This window comes from Streptomyces sp. NPDC006739 (assembly GCF_042869815.1).
Taxonomy (GTDB): Bacteria; Actinomycetota; Actinomycetes; order Streptomycetales; family Streptomycetaceae; genus Streptomyces.
The window spans coordinates 87,169-109,775 of sequence record NZ_JBIAGM010000006.1 but is presented as its reverse complement, the minus strand read 5'-3'; the positions used below and the strand labels follow the sequence as shown (position 1 = coordinate 109,775).

Genomic DNA, 22,607 nt, shown 5'->3' with positions numbered 1-22,607 from the left:
CATGATCACCAGCGAACTCGTCTTTGTCCGCCACGGCGAGGCACAGTGCAACGCCGACGGACTGGTTGGCGGACCTCGGACCTGCACCGGACTGACCAACCGCGGCTACGCCCAGGTGGAACAGGTCACCCGGCGGCTCGCCAATGAACACCGCCACCAGCCGTTCGACGCGTTGTACGCCGGACCGCGCCTGCGCCTGCTCCAGACCGGCGAGATCATCAGCCAGGCCCTTCGCATCCCGCTCACCACGGACGTACGCCTCGACGGCCCGGTCCATGGCGACGCTGACGGCAAACCCTGGGCCGAGGTGAAGACCGCCGCCGACGGCGGCCCTCACGCACACCCCGACACCCCTTGGGCGCTGGGCTCCGACACCTGGAACGGATACCTGGAACGGGCCGGCGCCCACCTGGCACAGCTCATCACCGAACACGAGGGCGACCGAGTTCTGTTCGCCGCGCACGGCGAGACCGTGATCGCCGCCCACACCCTGCTCCTGGGCCTCCCGCTCGGCTCCCCGTCAGGCTTCACCATCACCCACGCGTCCGTCACCTGCTGGCAGCACCACCGCAACCGACTCGACCAGACCAGGTGGATCCTCGACCGGCACAACGACACCTCCCACCAAGTTCGCCCGATACAGGAGGCCACCTCGTGATCACGTCCTCCCTCGATCCGCGCCTGGACCTGGCCCGTGACCGGATAGGCGCCGTCCGCGTCGTACCGGACCCGTCCCTTCCGCCCCGCCTACTCCAGCTGACCGACGGCCGGGGACGCAGATACTTCGCCAAGCAGCACGGTGGCAGAGCCCGGTATGTCCAGGAGGTCCACGCGTACCGCACCTGGGCACCGCACCTCAACGGGCACGTGCCCGATCTGGTCGGCTGGCACGACAGTACGCACACGCTCCTGGTGACCGCGCTGTCCGGCGCGTCGGCGGACACCGTCATCCCGGGATCGCCGGAGGAAGAACTGGTCCACCATGAGGCGGGCCGCATCTTGCGCCTGCTCCACCAGAGCACCCTCATCCCGCGCTCCGGAGCTGTCGGCCCAGACCTGGCGGACCGCCTCGCCCGCTGGATCCAGCGGGCGGATGAGGCCGGCCTCATTTCCGCCGACGAACGCGAACTGCTGGCTGTCCACCAGGACGTCCTGGCCGGCACGCTCATGGACAGCGCGGCCTGTCACCTCGACTACCAACCGCGGAACTGGAACATCGGCGAGCCCTTCGGCGTGTACGACCTGGAACACATGCGGCGCGATGCCCGCATCCGGGACTTCGCCCGTCTCGAATTCCGCCGCTGGCAGGCGGCTCCCCGCCTCAGGGACGCGTTCTACTCCGGCTACGGCCGCCGCCCCACGGACACCGAGCAACGCCTCCTCGAATCCTTCGGTGCCATCGAGGCGGTCACCGCCCTCGTCCGCGGAAACGAGCAGGACGATCTCGCCCTCACCACCCACGGCCGCACCGTTCTGGCCCGGCTGAGCTGAAACGCCGACCCCACCGCTACTGGAGACGCACTGTGACACACCAGCTGAGCCCCCAGCACTCCCCGCTTCCCCGCCGCGCCGTGGTGACCGGCGCCGCCGGCTTCATCGGCTCCCACCTGGCCCACGCCCTCGTCCAGGCCGGGACCACGGTCATCGGCGTCGACCGCCGCGACCCGGCCACCAACCAGGCCGCAGCAGCTAACCTCGCCCCGCTGCGGTCGCTGCCCGGGTACATGAACGTCACAGCCGACCTGATCAGCTGCGCGATCGATCCCCTCCTCATCGAAGCGGACGCCGTCTTCCACCTCGCTGCCATCCCCGGCGTCCGCCCCTCCTGGGGAGCCCAGTTCGGCGACTACGTCGCCTCCAACATCGTGGCCACCAAGCGCCTGCTGGACGCCGCCGCGCGTCTGCACGTTCCCCGCCTGGTCGTTGCCTCCTCCTCCAGCGTCTACGGCACCACCGACGGCAGCCCCAGCGTCGAGACCGACCACCCGCGGCCCGCGTCGCCGTACGCCGTCACCAAGCTCGCCGAGGAACAGCTCTGCCTCGCCCACGCCGCGCAGCACCACTGCCCCACCACCGTCGTCGCACTGCGCTACTTCACCGTCTACGGCCCCCGCCAGCGCACCGACATGTTCACCCACCGCGCCCTCATCGGCGCCCTGACCGGCCAGCCCCTGCGCCTGTACGGCGACGGTCACCAGCGCCGGGACTTCACCTATATCGACGACGTGGTGGCCGCCACCATCGCCGCGGCCACCACTCCCGACGCACACGGGGTGATCAACGTGGGGGGAGGGGCAAACGCCTCCCTTCTCGAAGTGATCCACATCGCCAACAGCCTCGTCGGCCGCGACATCGAGGTGGTCCAGGACAGCCCCCGCCACGGCGACGTCCTCACCACCCGCGCCGACCCCAGCCGCGCCCACGCGGCCCTGGGCTGGCAGCCACACGTCGACCTCCACAGCGGCCTGCGCGCCCACATGCAGACCCTCGCCGCTGCGCTCCCCGTGCACGGCCAGGCCGCCTAACCAGCCAGAAGTCAGGAGGAGCTGCTGTGGAGAGCCCCGAGCGAGCACGACTCGACACCTTCTTCCGGCACGTCACCGAGCAATTCCCCGCCGTCGGCCCGATCACCTCGCTGATCATCACGCACCTGCTCTCCGAGCGCCCGGCGTTCCTGCGCGCGATGGCCGCGACCTCGACCGTCGGTGCCGTCCTGCCCAAGCCCAAGTCCGTCGACCAGCAGACACTGGCCGTGGTCCGGGATCTCTATCCCGTCCACGACCTCAGCAGGGAACTGTTCGCCGACTCCACCCGCGCACTGGAGTACATAGAGGACACCGCAGGGGGACAGGACGTCGTCCTGGCGGACATCGGCGGCTACTTTGCTCCCAGTCTCCACACGGTGGCCGAGAAATTCTCCGGCCGTGTCCTGGGCGTCGTGGAAGACACGGAGAACGGACACCAGCGATACGCCGCGCTCGATCAGGTCCCCTGCCCCGTCATCTCGGTAGCCCGCTCACCCCTCAAGGACTGCGAAGACCACCTGGTCGGCCGGTCTATCGTCTTCTCCACTGACGCTCTGGTCCGCGCCCGCGGCGACATCCTGACCAGCCGCAACGCCTGCGTCCTCGGCTTCGGCAAAGTCGGCCGCTCTATCGCGCAGACCCTCCGCGCACACGACCTGCGGGTCACGGTCTACGACAAAGACCCTATCCGGCGCGTGCAGGCGCACTCCCACGGCTTCCGCACGACCACGACCACCACCGAGGCGGTCAGGGACGCCGAACTCGTCCTGTGTGCCACCGGGAATCTCGCTCTGCGCCAGGACGACTTCAACGCCCTGCGCAACGGCGCCTACCTCGCGTCAGTGACCTCCTCGGAAGACGAGCTGGAGCTTGCGCCCCTCCACGAGCTCTACCAGCGTGCCCCCGTGGGGGAACAGCTGACGCGCTACGAGATGACCGGTCACTACTTCTACGTGCTCGCCGACGGAGGCGCCGTCAACTTCGTCCACGGTGCGGCCGTCGGCACCTACATCCACCTCGTCCAGGCCGAGATCCTCGCCGCCACCGCCGCTCTCAGCCACGGCCGCTTCCAGCCCGGCCTGCAGACCATGCCCACCACCGACCGTCAGACCATCGCCAGGATCTGGCTCGACCACTTCGAAAGGTGACCCCAATGCCGCCGTCCACCCACCACATCCGCGTCACCGCCGAGGCTTACCTCAGCCACCACCCCGGCGAACGGCAGCTCCTCGCCCCCCTGTTCGCCGCTCTGGCCGGCGCACAGGACCCCGCGCACCGCAGAACCTTCCCCGCTCACGTCACCTGCAGCGCCATCGTCCTCGACGCCACGGACCGTGTGCTCCACATCCATCACAACGCAAGCGGCAAGTTCCTCGCACCCGGCGGACACCCCGAACCGGACGACCAGGACCTCGTCCATACCGTCCTCCGCGAACTCTCCGAGGAAGCCGGCCTCCCCTCTGCGGCGGTCGCCCCGCTGCCCGGATACGAGACGGTTCCCCTGGACATTGATGTGCACGGCATCGACGCCAACCCCACCAAAGGGGAACCGGCACACCAGCACATCGACTTCCGCTTCGTCTTCCGGCTCAGCGCGCCGCACACGGTGACCCTCCAGACCGAGGAAGTTAGCGGCTACCACTGGCGGCCGATTCAGGAGACCGCCTCCCCGACTGTTCGCGCCAAGCTGGCGCTCCTTCCACGTCCTGCACGTTCCTGATACGCCGACCGCCCGGGGGTATGCCATGTCCGCCGCCTCACCAGCACAACCGCGCACCGAACGCCGCCATGTCGCGGTCATCCCTTGCCGATGGGGTGCCTCGCGCTTCCCCGGCAAGCCCCTGGCTCTACTTGGGGACAAACCTCTGCTGTGGCACGTGCACCAGCGCTGTCTGGAGGCCACGCGTCTTGACGGTGTGCTGGTCGCGACGGACGACGAACGTATTGAGGCTGCATGCCGCCGGCTGGGGATCGAATGCCTGCGCACCCGGGAACACCTCACCGGCACCGACCGTGTTGCTGAGTGCGCCAAGCGCGTGCCTGCCGACGGCTACATCAACGTTCAGGGCGACGAGCCGTTCATCGCGCCGGCCGCGATCGACGCCGTCTCCGACGCTCTGCACCGCCTCGGGTCAGGCACTCTCGCGGTGAACGCCTACACCGAGCTGGGCGACGTCGGCGCTGTCCTCGACCACAACGTCGTGAAAGTCGTGCTGACAACCGGTGGAAACGCCTTGATGTTCTCGCGTCAGCCGATTCCCTATCCGAGAGCAGACCGTCCGACGTATCTGCGCCAACTGGGGCTCTACGGCTTCACCGGTGAGGCTCTGAGGCAGTTCCAGCGGCTTCCGCAGGGACCACTAGAGAAGACCGAGGGCGTGGAGATGCTGCGCTTCATCGAGCACGGGTACGGGGTTCGGATGCTGCCTGTGTCCGACGAAGGAATGGCAGTGGACACACCCGAGGACCTTGCCAGGGCGGCACGTCTCCTGATATCTCCAACCGATTGACCTGATTCCGGGTGAATTGTAGGCCCTGTCAATACCTGCCGAAGAAATCACCAGAGTTTTCTGCACATCACCGGATTGAAGATCCGGCGGGAAGTAAACGTCGAAAAGAAGGAAAAGGCCATGGACACGCTGACGCGTCCAACACTGCTGCACGCCGTGCTGGAAAAGCGCCAGTGGCTACGATTTGAGGTGTTTCAGCGACAGCTGAAGGATGCCGGCGCCCGGGCAGCGGCGCACTACCGGAATCCACGCCTGGCCACCGTGGACACCACGAAGACCACCTTCAAACGGTGGCTGGTCGGGGAGCAAGCACCTCGCGGGGACACAGTCACGGTCCTCGAATTCTGGCTCGGCCACAGTGTGCAGGAACTCCTGGGCCCGGCCCCGATGCGGAAAGTGGTACTCGCCCGCGTTCCTCACGATGTGTCGTTGGCCGCCGTACACCGCTTCGATGTCCGTTTCGACAGCTCGCATCTGTCCGTCAACGGGCCGTTGCCAGGCGCAGGAGGGGCGTGGCACCTCGACGGTCTGCGGATCTTGGACGGGACATCCGTCGCGGTCCAGATGTACGAGGCCGAGCCGCGGGGGGACACCGTGGTGATCGGGCCTGAGGACTGGGAACACCTCCGATACTTCACCCGGGCTCGTCGCAGGGCTCTGCTCATCGCGGCACTGGGGGCGCGCGGGGAAGATGACCTCTACGTCATGGACGCCGCCCACGCTCGGCGTCAGCTGTTGATGCCGGTCGACAGGCTGCCGATTCCAGGCGCCTACCGGCTCGACGAGCTCGTCTACGCCTTGCTCTGGGCGGCGTTGAACGTGGACGACAGTCTCCTGGCCGACGACCAGGCCCTCCACGTCGAGCAACAGCGTCTGGAAGCCCACCTCGCCCAACTACGGTCTGCGGCCGCTCGTGCCGCCTACCCCGACCTCACGGAGGTCGGAGCGGCCTGGCTCGGATCGCATGCATGCGCGACGTATCTGCGGCGCCACCTGGGCCCCGCCGATGCCGCCCCCGTGCTGTGGTCGAGGGTTCAGTACGGCGGGCAGGCCGCCGGCTGGTTGTTGTTCGCCGAACGGCACCAGGTACTGCAGTTGATGCAGGAGTGTTCCGTCGGCGTCGAGGGGACGGCAGGCTGTGTCTTCGGCATCCCCGAATCCGCGGTCAAGGACAGCGAGCCGTACGAACGGCTTTTGCTGCTGCTCGCTATGGCCCTGATGGAGTCCTACGGCCTGACGGTGCACATACACAGGGAACGGGCACACTCCGACACGGCGGAATTCATCATCGCCCCGCAGCACCTTGCCATCGTCGCCGACTGGCTGAGCCCGGACGCCGTCTGGCATATCGACAGCACGACGAGCAGGAGTGAGATCAACTCTCTGGCTCATGCCGTCGATCAGGCGCGGTCCCACAGCATCACCTCCGGCCGCACCCCGCACGAGAGGCTGCGTCAAGCCGCCGACTACCTTGATTGTGACTGGAATTGGCTGGCCAGGCGATGCCGGGAATTGAGTACGTACGGTATCGAAGGTCTGCTGCACCTGCGAAGCCATCTGATCCAGACCGGCGGCATCGAGCGCGCTCTCTTCTTTCTCGGTGAATCCGCCGCGTCCAGATAGAGCCGGAGGAGTCCCCAGGGGTGCGCTGAGCGGAGCATGCCACGGGAACAACCCGGCCGGATGCGACCGATCGAGACGTTGTCGCTCCGGGGGCTGGGCGCAGGCCGGCCGCGCCGGATCGGCGTCGTTCCCGAGGCGTCCGATCAGCGGTCGATCTCATCTGCTTCCCAAAGCCCGCGTCTGACAAGCCGAGAAGCGATCGTGTAGCGGGAAACGACCTCCGAACGATTCAAGTTGCACTGGCAACGATCAGATTTACCCGAGAGGCTAGGCGGTGCTCCTGATGCCGCTGATAACAGATTTCCGGTCGGGACCAGAGGTGTTGGCGTGGTCAGCCCTCGGCATACGGTGCGGCGGCTCTGCCGCGCCTCTCCGGGGGAACCAGACCTTGCGCGTGTCCTGCGGGACGCGGCAGACAGCTCGCTCGAACGGTTCCCCGTCAGCAACGGCACGGCGATCGGCTCCGAGCAGTCGGTGGTGCGACAGCTCCACCAATCAGGGTGCCGCGGCAGGCCGATGCGGCAGGCAGTGCCAAGCAGGAGCCCGCCTACCCGTCTTTCCAAGGACATCGATGTCTGAACTCTCCCCACCCGCCCCGGCGGGTGCCGGCCGCCAAGGTGCTCGGCACGCCGCCCGTGACAAGGCTGCGGACGAAAACGGCCTGCGGCGACGGCTCGTACGGGCCGTGATGGTGCCTGCGGCATCCGAGCTTGTACTCCTGGCCGCCGCGGCCATTTACGGGTCAGCCGCGAGGCTCTCCGCTGAAAACGCAGCCTTGCTGGTGACCGGCGCGGCAGCCGTCGGGGGCGGCATCCTCGTGATCGCCTACCGCCACGTTCAGGTGATCGTCCGGCAGGTGGAACAAGAAGACCAGTCGGTCGGGGAATGGCTCGCGTTCCTGCTCAGGCGTGTAAAGGCGAGCAGCCTGGCCCTCCAGGAGTATGCGGAGGCTGTGCGTAAAGGCGACCGATCTGCCCAGCCGCCAGGGCCCGACGCGGTGGAAGGCACCCACATGTTCGCGGAGCTCGTCCGGGCCATATCCGCGTTCCAGGGGGTCGCAGTGACCTCCGTCGCTCAGGCGGTGCAGCAGCAGCACCTGGCGGTGTTCGTAAACTTCGCCCGCCGGCTCCAGTCTTACTGCGAATCGGCCTTCAGCCGGCTGGAGACGGTCCTGCGGGACGAGGAAGATTCCGACCGGCTCACCGAGCTCTACGGCGTCGATCACCAGATCACGCAGATCGGACGGTCGGCGGGGAGCATGCTGGTGCTCGGTGGTGACAGGTCAAGGCGCATCAGCGAGCCGGTTTCCGTCAAGGCCGTTCTGCGGTACGGGATCCAGGAAATCCAGCACTTCACCCGGGTCCAGATCACCGAGGCGCCCACTGCTCTCCTTCATGGTTTTGCTGTCGAGGACGTCACCCATCTGCTGGCCGAGCTGCTAGAGAACGCCACCGGGTTCTCCGAGCAGGAGGTGTATGTCCGAGCCGAGTACGTACCGGACGGGCTGTTGATCGAAGTGGACGACCGCGGGCTGCCGATGGAACTTGCCGTACGGCGCCGATTGAACGAACTGCTGCGGGATCCTGATCAGTTCGACATTGCGGAGCACCTGATCCAGGACGGCCGCAGTGGCCTGTTCGTGGTCGCCCGGCTTGCCCAGCGCCACAGGATCAGAGTCGAGCTGCTCCGCAACCGGTACGGCAGCACTCAGGCGGCCGTGGTGATTCCGCACGCGCTGCTCGCTCCCCAGCCGGGGTCCGTCCCTCAGCAGAGGGAAGTCGCCGTCGTCTTCCAAGAGACGGCGGGCTCTCCCGGAGCTGCTCCGGTGCCAGGACGTGTCCTGCTCGCAGGAGGGTTGCAGCAGGCGGTGGCAGGGGCACCGCCCGCGCTTCGCGCCGTGCCCGATCGCCCACAGCCAGCGGTTGCCGACGGCGAACACCCGGCAGTACGCACGGCGGACGCCCCGACTCCGTGCGGCAGTTGGGAGGCCGCCTCCGGCACGTCGGCTGACGCTGTGGTCCCGACCCCGGGCCGGAGGCCCTTGCCCCGGAGAACCGGCAGCCACGTGGCTCCTCAGCTCCAGCAGGACCAGAACCTCCGGCACCCAAGCACCACGCACAATCCGCACCTCGCGGCTGGCTTCGCCGAAGGGTTCTGCGCCCCCGCAGCCGAGTCCTCCGAGCCCACCGCCCCCTTCTCTGCTCTCTCTTCCCCTTCCGCCCCCACTGACGAGGAGATGTCCTGATGAGCGGTAAGAACCCGAACGAGGCCCTCGACGGGCTGCTGCGCGGCTTCGTGGAGCGGGTCGCCCACGTGCAGGCTGTGGTCGTCTCCTCGACCGACGGACTCCTCAAGCATGCGTCCGGGATCGAGAGCGACGACGATGCCGACCAGGCCAGCGCGGTCTCCAGTGGCATGTTCTCGCTGGCCAATGGCGCCGACCGCTCATTCGTCGGCGGCGTCGGCTACACGCGGCAGATCATCGCCGAAGTCGACGGCGGCCTCATCTTCATCACCCGACCCGCAGAGGGCACGCTGCTGACCGTGCTGGCCTCCCATGACGCGGACCTGGGACTGATCGGGTACGAGATGAAGATGCTCGGTCAGAGTGTCGGCCCGGCCCTTGCGACTGCGGCGCGTATCTCCGCGACCGGATGATGACGGCCCCTGAAGAGCGGCCCTTCATCGATGCCGGCATCGCTGCCCTGCGCCCCTACGCGATCACACGGGGCCGTACCGAGCCGACGCACCAACTGGACCTCATCAGCCAGGTGAAGGCCCGCGATCCGGCGCCCAATCCGCCTCAGGGCCTGGTGGAGGAGGCCGTGTTCCTTCTCTGCCGCCCCGAGGCTTGCTCGGTGGTGGAACTGTCCGCGTATCTCAGGCAGCCCGTACACGTCGTGAAGATCGTGGTCTCCGACCTTCTCGACCAGGGTTTCGTCATCCCAGCCATGCCCGACCGGACCGCAGATGCGAGCGATCCCGATGTCTTGGAGAGGATCCTTGAAGGACTCAAAGGTATCTGACGCGCCTCTGGAGCTGTGGAAGATCCTCATCGCGGGAGGGTTCGGAGCGGGCAAGACTACCCTCGTCGGCGCGGTCAGCGAGACCGAGCCGCTGACCACCGAGGAGACGCTCACCCAGGCCAGCATCCGCACCGACAGCGTGCAGGGAGTGGAGTCCAAGACCACCACCACCGTGGCCCTGGACTTCGGCAAGATCACGTTCAGACGCCAGGGGTTGGCGCTGCTGCTGTTCGGCACGCCCGGTCAGGAACGCTTCTGGTTCATGTGGCCCGACCTGGCCGAGGGAGCAGTCGGAGCCATCGTGCTCGTCGACACCCGCCGCTTCGAGGAGTGCTATCCCGCTGTCGAGTACTTCCTCAGCATCGGGATCCCTCTCGTGGTCGCCGTCAACCACTTCGACGGCGCAGACCGCTACGAGCCCGAGGAAGTCCACACCGCACTCGACCTGCCGCTGGGCACCCCTGTGGTGCTCTGCGACGCCCGCGACGCTACCCAGGGGCGCCAAGCCCTGATCACCCTCGTTCAGCACGCGCTTGCCCTCGCGATCCGCAACAGACCCTCCAGCCCGCTGCCCTCCCTCTCCAGGAGCACTCGTGTTTGAAGCCACATCCAGCACCCACCAGCTCGCCCGCCTGCGGGCACAGACCCCGGACCGGCTCGCCCGGGTCCACAAGCTCGGACTGTTCAGTGAGCCGGACGCGGAGTTCGACCGGTTCGCCTCCGCCCTCGCCCGCGAATCGGGAACCGACGAAGCAATGGCCATGGTCAACTTCCTGGGTGACCGGCAGTACTTCGCCGGCCTGTGGGTACCGCCGAGCGCCCGCGTCGACGGCGCCGTCGCCATGTCCAGGGTGATGTCCCTGGAACACGGCTGGTGCCCCGAGGTTGTCGACCGAGGCAAAGCCCTGCCGCTGTACGACGTCTGCCTCTCCCCGCGGTTCCGTACCAACGAGGTCGCCAATGAGTTCGGTATCCGCACCTACATGGGAGCCCCGCTCTTCGACCCCGAGGATCCCACCCTTCCGATCGGCACGGTCTGCGTCATCGGGACGCAGCCCAGGCCCAAGGAGGAAGGCGGCCAGATGCTCACCTATATCAAGGAGCGCGCCCAGCAAGCACAGTTCCTCCTCAACCGCCGCGTCCGCGACCTACTGTGAGTCAGCCCGCCCGTCCTTGCCCCTTGGCCTGAGCGGGGGCGGCAAACAGCTGCGACCACTCGGGTTGTTGCGCCGTGCCCAGCGCGAGCCTCGCCAGCCGCAGCCGCTGCACATCTGAGGTGCCGGCCGGGGCGAAGACGGCGTGGGCGTCCCGGAAATACCGTTCGATCGGACGGTCGGTGAACAGGCCGCTCGCGGCGTGTACCTCCAGGCCCATTTTCGCCGAGGCCGTCCCCAGCTCGTAGTTGACGAGTTTGGCGTTCATCAGCTGCCCATCGCCCCGGGCCCCGCGGTCCAGCATGTCGGCAGCCGCGTACAGCATGGTCTGGGCGGTCATCAGGTTCGACACCATGTGTCCCAGCCGCTGCTCGACGGAGCCCAGTTCGCTCAGCGGCCGACCGTAGCGCTGTCGCTCGGCCGCGAACGCGAGCGTCGTCTCCACGGTGGCCCGGTGGACGCCCAGGGAGACCGCTCCCAGGTTGGTGCGTCCGTTCAGGACGCTCGCGGAGTCGGCGACATCCCGTCCGTCGCCCACTGAGCCAAGCAGGTTCTCCTGCGGCACCCACACGTCCTCGAAGACGACCGTGCCGAAGGAGAACCCCCTCAGCGCCATCGCGGGCACCTGCGGCCGCACCGGCGACACCCCGTCACGATCGCTCTCCACGAGGAACGCGGACAGACTCCCCGGGCCCGAGTCGGCCGTCCGGACCACCACGCAGTGCAGGTTGCCGATATGGCTGTTGCCTACGTGCGCCTTTGCCGCGTTCACTATCCATCCGCCCCGATGGCGACGGGCACGGCCCTGTATAGCACCGATCTGGCTGCCCGAGACCTCCTCGGTGACACAGATCGTGGGCATGACGTCACCGGCCGAGATGGGCGGGAACCAGCGCTGTTTATGTTCCTCGCTGCCGAAGTTGTCGATCATCGCAACGGGCAGCTGCGATGCCTGAGCGGCGGCTCCCATCGCTCCGCACACCCGAGCCAGCTCCTCGACGATGAGTACCTTCGCCACATGGCCGGCACCCATTCCGCCGTACGTGGGATCGATCGTGACGCCGATCCATCCGCGCCGGGCGATCTCCCAGGCAAGGTCACGCTCCACGGCGCCCGTTGTCTCCATGTGCGCGACACGGGGCGCCACTTCGGCCTCGGCGAACTCCCGGACCTCGGCCTTCAGTTGCTCGTGGCGCTCAGTGATGCCTCCGCCGAACACCAGCGTCCTCCCTCACGTACACCCTCGGCCCCGCCCGCGTACACACCACGGCGTGCGCACCGATGCAGAGCCGCCAGGCCGACTACGGCTTCTCCCCGCGGCGCTTTCGCGCCCCGGAGGATCGGCCCCGAATGAGCTGTGCGTCTTCCGGCTGATGCCGCAGGTGAGCGCACCTCTTCACCGTGACGATTTATCGCTTTCGTTGCACCGTCGCTGTTGAATCGTTCAAGCGTCGTTTCCTGTAGTCGGACGATCCCCTTGTGGCAGCACCGGGGCATAAAAGGGTGGTTTGCCGCTCTCTCTCGGACGGCGCGTTCCTCGAACGACCACTGAACGATCCGTTGCTGTATGGCGGCGACCGGGACGTTCGGCCAGTGTTGTGCTGCCCCCGGGCAACGCCAGCGCAGTGGCCTATGCGCTCGGCGTTGAGTGGGCCTGGGACGTCGGGGCAGTACCGCCTCCTGGACGCTGGTGGGACAGATGCCGGCCGTTGGGTGTTCTCGGAATTCGGCCCTGAGCACGCTCCTGCCGTCGGCACCGCACGCGGTTCGTCTGTCCCCTGGTCGGTAGCTGCTCCACTGCCCGACGGCCTCTTTGGCCACCGTCTCTACAGAACGCTAAGCACTCTCAACGGCCCGCATGCTTAGGGAAGGTCATGTCCACTGCTCGGCAAATCAAGGTCGTCAGCTACAACTTCGAACTCAACGGCAACGGTGACTACGAGAAGTGGTTGGCCATGCAGCAGCGGCTGGCCGGGCTGCGCCCGACGATCCTGTGTCGGCAGGAGACCTTCGGCTATGCCTTGACCGGGCGCGGGTCCACCGCTTTCTGTGAGTCCAAGCGCATCACGAAACTCGCCGGCAACCTCAGCCCGGGCAAGCACGCCACCGCCCTGTACTACGACCCCGCCGTGTTCGAGCAGATCCCCCTGTGGGACACCGACTGGCCCGGATGGCTCCTGCACCCCACCGCGATGACCCTCCGCGTGCGCGGTGCTCGGGACGTCGACGTGGTGGCAGGCTGCGCCCACCTCTCCTACAACTCACCGACCAAACGGAAGGCCGAGACCGAGGACCTGACGCGGCTCGCCGACCGGATCGAGAGCTACGAGGACGAGCGGGGCGCGGAGAAGCGGAAGGTACCCGTGCTCGCGATCGGGATGGACAGCAACAGCTACATCGCCCCCGATCGGCTCGTCCCCGGCGAACTACCGCTTTCCAGGCTCGACGACATCAAGGACCTGCCGCACCGTGCCCACCGCAGCTATGAGATCGCCCCCGGACAGCGGGTGATGGATTCCGAGCCGGACCGCATCCTGCTGACCGCCGGGTTGGAGGACGTCGCCCGGCACGCTGCCCTCCAGCCTGGCGGACCCGGCCTCGCGGCCGTCGCGCCGACCGTGGATGCATGCGACACACACGGCCCGGCCCACCGTGTGGACCGCATCTACACCACCAACTGGCTGTTGCCCGCGGTGGTGGATGTCCAGGTCGTCGACATGACGGGCCTGAGCGATCACCACGCGGTGGTCGTGACGTACAGCCTCGACACGGTCATCGATCTCTACCGTGCCCGTTTTGCTCTCACCGACTGATCCATCACCCCGCCGGAGTCTTCCGGCCCCAGGACCGCCAGTTCCGTCCGCGCCCCCCGTCGCGGGCGGAGCTGGCCTCTCCCCACACATGCCGACTGACCGCACCGAGAGCGCCGACAGCAAACTCATGACCCTAGCCTGCGAACACCGCAACGACCTGCCTGTCGATCCGGCCGGCGCCACTCCCGTGGCGCCGCCTGCCGGTGCGCCGGTTCTCCTGGAGGAGGAGGACCTGACGATCCTGCGTCTGATCGCGGCAGGGCGACGCCGCATCGACATCGCCGGGGCCACCTTCAACAGCGTCACCAAGATCGACGCGCGAACGCGGAGACTGCGCCAGGTCCTGGCGGCAGACAGCCGACAGCATCTCGCAGCTCTCGGCGCCGTGTACGGCCTGGTCACCTGCGAACGCCTGCCCGGTGTGCCCGGCATTCAGCCTTACGTGTCCGAGGACGATCAGGCCGTCCTCGATCTGATCGTCGGCGGGTTGAGTGCATCGCGCATCGCGGCCCGGTTCGAGTGCGACGTCGACACCGTGAACACCGCCATTGCGCGGCTCACCTTCGCGTTCGGCGCGGACAACCGGTACCAACTTGCGGCTCACGCCGTGCTGGTGGAGGCGGTGACATGTCGTGCGGTCTCTCCGCGCTTCCCCGCCACAGCACTGTCCGGCCTGCCTCCGTTCCACATGACGACTGCGGGCACCGGCGTCCTTCTGCACGCCACGCCGCCGCTGCCGTCGGCGGAATCCGCCCGCCGGAGCCCGGCCGGCAGCGTCCCAGCTGTCCGGGCATCCGACCCGACCGAGGCAGGCCGAGGCGAAGGGCCAGTTACGGGATCACGAGGGGGCCCGGCGCCGTTCCCGCCGGAGCTGGCCACCTGGGTCAACAATCTTGTGGGACTCCATCCGACATGGGCGCTGCCCAACAACAGGTCCGGTGCCCGTTGCTGGCGGATGTCCTCGCCGGAAGGGATCGTCGAGTTGCGGGTTCCCCGGACCCACGGCGACCTCCAGCGCGAGGTGTCCGCGCACCGGCACGCCATCGGCCGGCTGGGCGCCGGACAGGCACCGCGCTTGCTCGGGTTCGACCCCAGACTGCGAGCGCTGCTCACGCGGCAGCCACGCGGCGAACGCGTGGACGACGCACCCGACAGGGGCCTTCAGCTGAGCGAATCCGTGCAGGAGCAGGCTGGGCAACTGTTGCGCATCCTTCACGAGAGCACACTCGGGGCTGGCGATCGGCATGCTCAGGCTGCAGAGAACACCCTTCGGTACGTCGACTACATCGACCGCGTACTGGAACGGATCGATTCCCCGGTGCTGGCTGGGCACCGCGCGGTCATCCGGCACCGCCTGGCCGTCCTGCGCGAGGCCCTGCCACAGCTGCCGGTCGCCTTCTGCCACGGCTCCTTCGGCGTCGGCGCCTGGCGATGGCAGCGGGTGACACGGTCCCTGGCCCTGACCGGGTTCGAGCGCTCGCAGGTGATGGCCGCCGCCGTCGACTTCGCCCGGCCGTCGCTGCTGTGGGCTGAGTACCCCGCTCTGCAGGACGCCTTCACCCGCGGATACGGCCGGTCTCTGGATCAGTGGGAGCGACGGCTGCTGGGCGACTTCGCACTCCTTGGCGCCATCGAGGATCTGTGGCACACGAATCCGAAGGACGACGCCAAGACCTACGCGCGTCTTGCCGGTGCCCTGCGTACGGCGGCGGGCCAGCTACCTGTCTCCGAGACCGTCACCGCCGTTCGCAGCACGGAGGCACCGACCGGATGAGGGACTCGCGCTGTGCCGCCGTCATCCTCTGCCGGATCCATCCGGTCGCGTTGAGACCGTGCCCTGCTGACTCCGCGCGGGCAGGAGCCCACCCCACCGGCTGCCTCCCGGCCACCCACAGTGCCCACCGTCTCCGCCAGCCCCTGCCGACCAACCCGTTCTGTCTTCCATCAGGGGCGCGACCGGCGCCCAATCCCGTTCGTCCTTGACCTCGAAGGATTCCCATGCCGATAGCCCGGCCGTCCTCCCTCGTCCCTTCGAAAGCGTCCTACGGCGAACGGGTCGTTCGACTGGTGCAGGCGAACGTCAAGAACGACGCCGGCCCCGAGGAAGAACCCGGCGTCCTTCCCCTCCTGTGGCATCAAAACTACGGGGAGCGGCTGGCTCCGCTGGAGGCTGACTGGCTGGGGCTGGCGGAGCTGACGTACTCGCAGGCCAGGCCAGATGCGGACGCCCAGGTCAAGGAGGCCGCCGAACGCCGGTGGCGGGCTCTGCAGCAAACCGTCGGGATGCGCGGCTTCCGCGCCCGTATGGGCCAGGGCCGCAACCCGACGGGTCTCCTGGTGAGGGAGTCCACGTTCACCGCCGGTCTTCAACACCATCACCCCAAGGTGTTCCGGACGCCCCCCACCAATGTGCAGCTGGCGCTTCCGGAAGTACCTGACGTACCCATCGTGACAGCCGCCTTCCACAGTTCGTTCTGCTCGCCGGTCGGTCGGGCAGCCGAGGCGTACGAACTGTCGGCCCTGGCGGACAAGGTCAAGGCCCAGCACGGTGCCGACCCTGAGCGCTCGCGGGCGGCCTGCTGGCTGTTCGGCGACACGAACGAGTACCCGTTGCCCGGCGGCGAGTCGGTACCGGAGATCGACTGGACGACTGTCACGGACCTCGTGCACCGGCGCCACCGCGCCCTCAAGCAGCTGGACGGAACGTGGCGGAGCTGCACGATGCTGGACGACCTGATGCTGGACTGCAACATGCACGACCCGGCCCGGTTCGCCGCCCGCCGACTCGCTCAGCATGAGGCCCTGGCCCCGACGGCGGGGTTCGCCGCCGTCGGCCAGGGCGGCGGCTCCCGGATCGACCGGGGCTACCTGGACCCGTGGACAGTCCAGGCCGTGCTGGGCGTCACCGTGCTGGACATGACCGGACTGAGTGATCACCACGTCCTGGTCGTCGACCTCTCCCATCGCATGCTAATCGAAGCTCTGCGTCGGGCCTTCCCCCCGCTGGCCGCCTGGGACTTGGCCACCTGACCCGCACGTCGGGCTCACCCCCTCCCACGGACCGCGGCATGTCTACAAACCGCCCGGCGCATTCCGAGTGGCCTACACGACAAGGAGCACCCGACTGGTGTCCACCCCCACCGAACTCCCGACCGGACCGGTGTCGTTCTTACCAATTCCAGTGCAGCGCGAGGCCGACGAGATGGCCCGGCGAACGGGAGCTCAGCCGGAAATCACCTATGACGGCCCGACAATCGGCCTCACTCATGACAGCGGCACTGCGCGGATCGAGATGGTCTTCCGGTACGGCAGCCGGGGATGGACAAGGGCTGACTACCGCCTGTTTTACAACAACGTTCCCGTCGATGAGACCCCTTCTTGGGAGCTGTACAGGGTGCTTGCCAAGGGACAGTCCGCTCCCGGCACCGCGTCACTCCCCGTCCTGACTCCCTACGGCGACCACGACACACTGCCAACGGAAATTCGGCAGCAACTCGCAGTGCTGCAACACCGCTTGGACGGCCGGACAGACATCACCGTCCACGTTGGGCGGGACGACGAGGGCCACTATGTGATCGCTCTCGTATCTCCGAAGGTAACCATGCACATGGTCTTCGAATGCCGACGCCGCCACGGAAGGCCGTACGCCGTTCCCGTCGGCATCGACCCGATCCGCGTGGTCACCGCGGACGGCAAGGACCTCACCAGAGAGATCCAGGGCAAGTTGCGTCACGCACTCGCCCAGTTGCTTGCCGCGCCTCCTGGCACCAGCTTGGCCGACGGCGGCGACGGCCAGACACAAGGGGCGCAGTCCGGTGGGCCGGCCTCCCGCAAGGGCACCGTCCTGCGGGTGTAGCCCCCTGAGACAGCGCCGGTCCCCGTTCCGTATCGGGGCGTGACAAGGCCAGACGCGGGCCCGCCGGATCACAGCAATCCCTCCATCGGGTGACGACCCCCTGTGCGAGTGAATCGAACATCGCGCCACGGTCACATCACCCAGTCCCCCCAAGGTGGTCCAGCCCTGATCGAACTTTCGATCGACCCATCGCTCCCCGGCAGCCGTAACTGCTTCTCCAGCAGGGAAGTTGTCAAGTCGCTCCACCCACGCGGCCCTTCACAGGAGGAATCCATGAATCCCGTCCTTGCGCTCCTCTTCGCTCCTCCTGCTCTCGAACAGCGGAGCCAGGCTGCCTCGACCTGCCAGGCCCGCGATGAGCACGGTGTTGACGATGTGCGCGTGTTCGCCGCGGATATCTCAGATCTGGGTCCGAGGTGAGGGGCATGAGCGTCGCCCAGCCGATTCCGCCCACCCTCGGACTCCCCAAGGAGAAGCAGCTGGCGTCGCGCCGGCTGTCGGCGCTGGACGCGGCGAGCGCTATCTCCCGAAGCGTGCCCAACGGGGACGACGACATCGTCGAGCGCGGGCGGGCGACGATGGCCCGGCTGGGGGTGCCGGCCGCGTGAACGATCCGTACACGAGTCCGGTGAACGTGATGGTTCTTCTGGTGCGCGATGACGGCAGAGTCCTGGCGGTGCGGCACAACGCGACGTCCAAGACTTCGCCGAATCAAGTCACTGTCGTCGGGGGCAAGTTGGAGGCCGGTGAGTTCGTGCACCAAGGGGCGCTGCGTGAGCTCGCCGAGGAAACCGGTGTTCGCGTCGCGTTCGAGGACCTGGAGTTCTGCCAGCTGGTGCACTACGAGGGACCGGACGGGGTGCGGGTGATCGGGACGGTGTTCACGGCACAGCGCTGGCAGGGCGAGGGTCGCAATGCCGAGCCCGGCAAGCACGACGCGGTCTTGTGGATCGATCCCGGAAGTCCGCCTCCCGACTGCCACCCCTACACCCAGCAGGTCCTGGAGAGCTTCACCGCCGGGCGGCTGTACACCACTCTCACCGTGACGCCGAGCGGGGGCACGTCATGACACAGCCGACCGTGCCCACGCAGGGCTCCCGCCCCTCGACCGACGCCTCCGGGAAGACGGTTGCGCCCTCGGCGCCCGCGGAGATCAAGTACACCGGGCAGTACTCGGTCAACCCCATGGACGGGGTATCGTTCCGGGCGTTGTGCGCCCGGATCCCGTCGGTGATGAAGAGGATCGCGGGCATGTCGTGGGCGGTCGACCGGGCGGCGGTCGTCCTGTTGCTGGTCTGCCAAGTGACGGTCGGCCTGGCGGCGGCCGGACAGCTGACCGCCACGTCGAAGGTCATGCGCTCGGTTCTTGGGGACGGCACGGTGCAGGAGCGGCTGCACCAGGCGCTGCCGGCGCTGATCTTCGTTGCGGTGATGGCCGCCTTGTCGCGTACCGCGAGCGCGGTCTCGGCCTACGGGGATCGGCGGATCACTCCGAAGTTGACCACGGAGGCCGACACGGCGCTGGTCTCCTCGGTGTGCCAGGTGGAGGCCGCTGCCTACAGCGAGGACGGGTTTCATGACCGGCAGGAGGCTGCCGAGATGGGCGTGATCCGCACCCATGTGATGGTCGCCGACGCCCAGCAGTTGATGTCCTCTCTGATCCAGCTGGTCACGGCGTGCGGGGTCCTGGCGGTGCTGGACTGGCGGCTGCTGCCGTTCCTGCTGCTGGCCGTGCTCCCGGCAGGCATCGGCTCGGTACTCACCGCGCGCGTGGACTACGAGATCCACTACGCGAACATCGCCAACCGCAACGCCCGGGGGATGATGCGCTGGTGGGCGACGAGCCCGAAGTATGGGGACGAGGTTCGCGCCAACAGCATGGCTGGCTACCTGCTGTACTGGTACCGGACCTTGTCGCAGCAGGCGGATGAGCGCTCGCTGGCCGCGGCTCCCCGGATCCTGCGGATCAACCTGGCGTCGGCGGCGTGCGGCGGGCTGTTCCTGGTGGCCACCTGGGCGGCGCTGTACTGGCTGGCGGCCACCGGCCAGATCGCGGTGGCGATCGCCGCGACCGCGGTCTTCGCCGTACGGACCACGCTGGGCGCGCTGACCCAGCTGGTCCGCAGCGCCGCCGCGGTCTTCCACACCAGCCTCTACCTCGGCGACATGACCACCTTCCTCGACGAAGCCAAAGAAAAGGCCCCTCACCGCGGGGAGTTGACGGTGCGGGCGCCCATCGACGAAGTCTGCGTGCAAGGGGCGGTGTACCGCTACCCGGGTAAGGACAAGCCGGCCGTCGACGGGGTGTCGCTGACCCTGCGGCGCGGGCAGATCCTGGCGCTGGTCGGAGTCAACGGCTCCGGCAAGACCACCCTGACCCGCCTCCTCGCCGGGATCCTTCTGGCCGACAAGGGCACGGTGACCTGGAACGGAACCGACCTCGCCGAGGTGGACCCGGACACCGTGTGGGCGCTGACCGGTCTGGTCCCGCAGGTCTTCGCGCAGTGGCCGCTCCGGCTGAGGGAGAACGTCAATCTCGGCCAGCCCCGCCCCGGCGGCGACGTGCCGGTGTGGGAGGCGATCGACGCCGTCGGACTGCGCGAGGCGGTCGAGGACCTACCCGACCAGCTCGACACCCTGCTGGCGCGGGAGATCTTCAGCGGAGTGGAACTGTCCGGCGGACAGTGGCAGCGGGTGGCGTGCGCCCGGGGCCTGCACCGACTCCCGGAGCTGCTGATCATGGACGAGCCGACCTCCCAGGTCGACCCGGAAGGAGAGCACCGGGCGTTCGAAACGCTCAAAGCCATGGCGGCGGACCGCATCACAATCGTGGTGACGCACCGGCTGGAGAACACCAAGATCGCTGACAAGATCGTTGTGATGGAGGAGGGCCGGGTCACCGAGCACGGCACCTACGAGGACCTCGCCGCCGGCGGCGGAACCTTCGCGCGGCTGCTCGCCCTGTCACAAGACCGCTGACCGCCCGGGTGCCGCCCCGTCATGCGGCGGGGCGGCACCCGTCTTCGTACTGATCTCGGATTCCCCTTCCCGAAAGAACTGTGATGACGACCGAACGACGTGAGCCAGACGCCGGGCAACTGCAGCCGAGCCGACGCCGCCCCGGGGGGACGGCGCGATGAAGCCCGAGGAGACCAATACCGAGGTGTGGACCGCCTACGGCCAGCACCATCTCCAGCGCGGCACGCCACTGCCAGAAGTCGAACGGATCGACTGGGGTCCCGGCGCCACCGGGCCGGGGGATGCGGTCCTCGGCGACCTCGACGGCCGGCGGGTGCTGGACCTGGGCTGCGGGCCGGCCCGGCACGCAGCCCACCTCTCCCGCGACCGCGGCGCGCTTGTGGACGCCGTCGACGCCTCACCCACCCAGATCGAACGCGCCCGCACCCGCTACGACCAGTTGCCCGGGCTGAACATGGTGCTCTCGGACGCCGTCGAGTACCTGCATACTGCCACCCCGTACGACGTGATCTACTCCGTCCACTCCGTCCCCTACATCGACCCGCACCGGCTGCTGCCCGCTCTGGCCGCGGGACTCAAACCCGGCGGCAGGCTGTGCTTCACCGTCCTGCACACCAACTCCCACGGCGATGGCCCCTCCGCCGCGCTCGTCCCGCGGCCAGAGACCCTGCGGCTGGCCGACGGTCCGGAGCTGACCGTCCAGATGTGGGTGCTCACGCCCGAGCTGTGGGAGGACCTGCTGGTCCAGTACGGGCTTAGGGTGGAGAGCATCACTGTCCTCGACGCCCCGGAACAGGGCAATCACGCCTCCTACCGGCTTTTCCAGGTCCGCCGCCCCGTACGCGTCACATCCCGCCCGCGCACCACCCGGCCACCCACAGCGCGCGCGGCACTCGGCGTCGGCATCATCCTGTCCGGGCCGAACGGCGTACTGCTGGGGCGGCACCACCGGCGCACGATCGAGCTGCCCGGCGGCACCGTGGAGCCCGGCGAATCACTGTGCGAGACCGTCGTGCGCGAACTCGCCGAGGAGACCGGCCTCATGGCCCGCCCGGCGAACGTACGCCTACTCGGCACGCTCGTCGACCACGTCGGCGACGTCGTCCGCATCACCGTGGCCGCCATCGTCACCACCTGGCAGGGAACCCCCACCGACCAGCCCGACGAGAGCGTGAGCGACTGGCGCTGGTGGCCCCTGGACTCGCTGCCCTCCGGCCTGTTCGAGTGCAGCGCCCAAGTCCTGACCGCCTGGCGGCCCGACCTGCCCATCGATCACCCGCCAGCGCACTTCACCGCCTTCGCCGGTACGACGGGCGCCGTCGCGGAATAACCGTGTCAGACAGCAGCCCACCTGACCGTCCATCCTGCAACCCGCACCACCATGCACTACGCCCAGGCCACCTCTTGGACAAGCACCACACCCGGCTCGTCCTCACCTGGGACCAGCAAACGCTCTGACCCGCCCCCAGCCGACTCCCTCCACCGTCCGGCACTTCCTCATACGGCGCCGCCCGTACGCCAAGTTCGGTACGTCTCTCGATGATTCGGAGCCCCTATGACCTCTCCACCGTCCAGCGATCCCGCGCCACACGGCACCGCGATGTCGGCCGCCGCGTACGGGTCCTCCCGGGCCGCCCTGTGGACCGGCGTGTCCGTGCTCATCACCGACGCGGTCGGCCGCATCCTGCTGCAGCGCGTCAGCTACCGCACCACGCGACTCCTGCCCGGTGGTGGCGTGGACACCGAGGAAGTCCCCACCCGGGCCGCAGCTCGTGAGGTCCTGGAGGAACTGGGCGTCCGCCTGCCGATCAGCCGGACGCTGGCCGTGGACTGGGTCCCGTCCACCACACCTGGATACGCCCCCGCCACACGCTTCCCCGGCGAGATCATCTACGTCTTCGACGGCGGTACCTGGGACAGCGAACAGATCGCCGCGATCCACCCGCGCCAAGGCGAGATCGAAGGCGTCGACTTCGTCGACCCCGACGACCTCCCCGCCCTGATGGCGCCCGGGAACGCCCGCCGCGCCCTGGCCGCACTCCTCGCCCGCGATACCGACGGCGCGGTGGTACTGGAAGACGGCTACCCGATCACACCGCAGCCACCACCTGTTTCCTGACC

General features: G+C 68.1%; 22 protein-coding genes. 21 read left to right on the top strand and 1 reads right to left on the bottom strand.

Going from position 1 to position 22,607, the window contains the following annotated elements:
* The first annotated feature begins 1 nt into the window (after window position 1).
* The 12 genes from ACFYMM_RS14860 to ACFYMM_RS14805 all read left to right on the top strand — a co-directional run bounded on the left by ACFYMM_RS14860 (window position 2) and on the right by ACFYMM_RS14805 (window position 10,841).
* Complete coding sequence (locus ACFYMM_RS14860) at window positions 2–658, top strand: histidine phosphatase family protein (RefSeq protein WP_319647601.1); 657 nt, start codon at window positions 2–4, stop codon at window positions 656–658.
* On the top strand, window positions 655–1,491 hold the full coding sequence (locus ACFYMM_RS14855; protein WP_388386279.1) for an aminoglycoside phosphotransferase: 837 nt from the start codon (window positions 655–657) through the stop codon (window positions 1,489–1,491). The genes ACFYMM_RS14860 and ACFYMM_RS14855 overlap by 4 nt, the downstream gene beginning before the upstream one ends.
* Before the next feature lie 32 nt (window positions 1,492–1,523).
* The gene (locus ACFYMM_RS14850) at window positions 1,524–2,525 is read left to right on the top strand and encodes an NAD-dependent epimerase/dehydratase family protein (RefSeq protein WP_388386278.1); all 1,002 of its coding nucleotides are present in this window, start codon (window positions 1,524–1,526) and stop codon (window positions 2,523–2,525) included.
* A gap of 26 nt (window positions 2,526–2,551) precedes the next feature.
* The gene (locus ACFYMM_RS14845) at window positions 2,552–3,673 is read left to right on the top strand and encodes an adenosylhomocysteinase (protein WP_319647598.1); all 1,122 of its coding nucleotides are present in this window, start codon (window positions 2,552–2,554) and stop codon (window positions 3,671–3,673) included.
* 5 nt (window positions 3,674–3,678) lie between these two features.
* The gene (locus ACFYMM_RS14840) at window positions 3,679–4,245 is read left to right on the top strand and encodes an NUDIX domain-containing protein (protein ID WP_359584261.1); all 567 of its coding nucleotides are present in this window, start codon (window positions 3,679–3,681) and stop codon (window positions 4,243–4,245) included.
* Between the two features lie 25 nt (window positions 4,246–4,270).
* Entirely contained in the window at window positions 4,271–5,035 is a 765-nt protein-coding gene (locus ACFYMM_RS14835) for a 3-deoxy-manno-octulosonate cytidylyltransferase (RefSeq protein WP_319647596.1), read from the top strand.
* 120 nt (window positions 5,036–5,155) lie between these two features.
* Window positions 5,156–6,658 (top strand): hypothetical protein, encoded by a 1,503-nt coding sequence (locus ACFYMM_RS14830; RefSeq protein ID WP_319648180.1) that lies wholly within the window; start codon window positions 5,156–5,158, stop codon window positions 6,656–6,658.
* Window positions 6,659–7,229: 571 nt separating this feature from the next.
* Window positions 7,230–8,903: a hypothetical protein gene (locus ACFYMM_RS14825; protein WP_388386277.1), complete on the top strand. Its 1,674-nt coding sequence runs from the start codon at window positions 7,230–7,232 to the stop codon at window positions 8,901–8,903.
* On the top strand, window positions 8,903–9,316 hold the full coding sequence (locus ACFYMM_RS14820; RefSeq protein ID WP_319647593.1) for a roadblock/LC7 domain-containing protein: 414 nt from the start codon (window positions 8,903–8,905) through the stop codon (window positions 9,314–9,316). Before ACFYMM_RS14825 ends, ACFYMM_RS14820 begins: the two co-directional genes overlap by 1 nt.
* On the top strand, window positions 9,313–9,684 hold the full coding sequence (locus ACFYMM_RS14815; RefSeq protein ID WP_319647592.1) for a DUF742 domain-containing protein: 372 nt from the start codon (window positions 9,313–9,315) through the stop codon (window positions 9,682–9,684). Before ACFYMM_RS14820 ends, ACFYMM_RS14815 begins: the two co-directional genes overlap by 4 nt.
* Window positions 9,662–10,285 carry an ATP/GTP-binding protein gene (locus ACFYMM_RS14810; protein ID WP_388386276.1) on the top strand — a complete coding sequence of 208 codons (624 nt, stop codon included), beginning with the start codon at window positions 9,662–9,664 and terminating at the stop codon, window positions 10,283–10,285. The genes ACFYMM_RS14815 and ACFYMM_RS14810 overlap by 23 nt, the downstream gene beginning before the upstream one ends.
* Window positions 10,278–10,841 (top strand): GAF domain-containing protein, encoded by a 564-nt coding sequence (locus ACFYMM_RS14805; protein ID WP_319647590.1) that lies wholly within the window; start codon window positions 10,278–10,280, stop codon window positions 10,839–10,841. Before ACFYMM_RS14810 ends, ACFYMM_RS14805 begins: the two co-directional genes overlap by 8 nt.
* Before the next feature lies 1 nt (window position 10,842).
* On the opposite strand, the gene ACFYMM_RS14800 is transcribed toward ACFYMM_RS14805, so the two are convergent.
* A complete protein-coding gene (locus ACFYMM_RS14800; protein WP_334580562.1) occupies window positions 10,843–12,057 on the bottom strand; it encodes an acyl-CoA dehydrogenase family protein in 1,215 nt (404 codons plus the stop codon).
* 655 nt (window positions 12,058–12,712) lie between these two features.
* Between ACFYMM_RS14800 and ACFYMM_RS14795 the strand changes: the two genes are divergently transcribed.
* From ACFYMM_RS14795 to ACFYMM_RS14755, 9 genes are all read left to right on the top strand, one after another.
* Window positions 12,713–13,651, top strand: coding sequence for a hypothetical protein (locus tag ACFYMM_RS14795; RefSeq protein WP_388386274.1), 939 nt, complete (start codon window positions 12,713–12,715; stop codon window positions 13,649–13,651).
* 88 nt (window positions 13,652–13,739) lie between these two features.
* The gene (locus ACFYMM_RS14790) at window positions 13,740–15,425 is read left to right on the top strand and encodes a hypothetical protein (RefSeq protein WP_319648177.1); all 1,686 of its coding nucleotides are present in this window, start codon (window positions 13,740–13,742) and stop codon (window positions 15,423–15,425) included.
* A 224-nt stretch (window positions 15,426–15,649) separates the two neighbouring features.
* Entirely contained in the window at window positions 15,650–16,681 is a 1,032-nt protein-coding gene (locus ACFYMM_RS14785) for an endonuclease/exonuclease/phosphatase family protein (RefSeq protein WP_319647586.1), read from the top strand.
* Window positions 16,682–16,778: 97 nt separating this feature from the next.
* Window positions 16,779–17,507: a hypothetical protein gene (locus tag ACFYMM_RS14780; protein WP_319647585.1), complete on the top strand. Its 729-nt coding sequence runs from the start codon at window positions 16,779–16,781 to the stop codon at window positions 17,505–17,507.
* Window positions 17,508–17,932: 425 nt separating this feature from the next.
* Window positions 17,933–18,115 carry a hypothetical protein gene (locus tag ACFYMM_RS14775; protein ID WP_388386273.1) on the top strand — a complete coding sequence of 61 codons (183 nt, stop codon included), beginning with the start codon at window positions 17,933–17,935 and terminating at the stop codon, window positions 18,113–18,115.
* Window positions 18,112–18,576 (top strand): NUDIX domain-containing protein, encoded by a 465-nt coding sequence (locus tag ACFYMM_RS14770; RefSeq protein ID WP_334580565.1) that lies wholly within the window; start codon window positions 18,112–18,114, stop codon window positions 18,574–18,576. The genes ACFYMM_RS14775 and ACFYMM_RS14770 overlap by 4 nt, the downstream gene beginning before the upstream one ends.
* A 116-nt stretch (window positions 18,577–18,692) precedes the next feature.
* A complete protein-coding gene (locus ACFYMM_RS14765; protein ID WP_388386700.1) occupies window positions 18,693–20,486 on the top strand; it encodes an ATP-binding cassette domain-containing protein in 1,794 nt (597 codons plus the stop codon).
* A 157-nt stretch (window positions 20,487–20,643) separates the two neighbouring features.
* Window positions 20,644–21,816, top strand: a complete 1,173-nt coding sequence (locus ACFYMM_RS14760; protein ID WP_388386272.1) for an NUDIX domain-containing protein — start codon at window positions 20,644–20,646, stop codon at window positions 21,814–21,816.
* A 225-nt stretch (window positions 21,817–22,041) separates the two neighbouring features.
* Entirely contained in the window at window positions 22,042–22,605 is a 564-nt protein-coding gene (locus tag ACFYMM_RS14755) for an NUDIX domain-containing protein (protein WP_388386271.1), read from the top strand.
* Window positions 22,606–22,607: the final 2 nt, after the last annotated feature.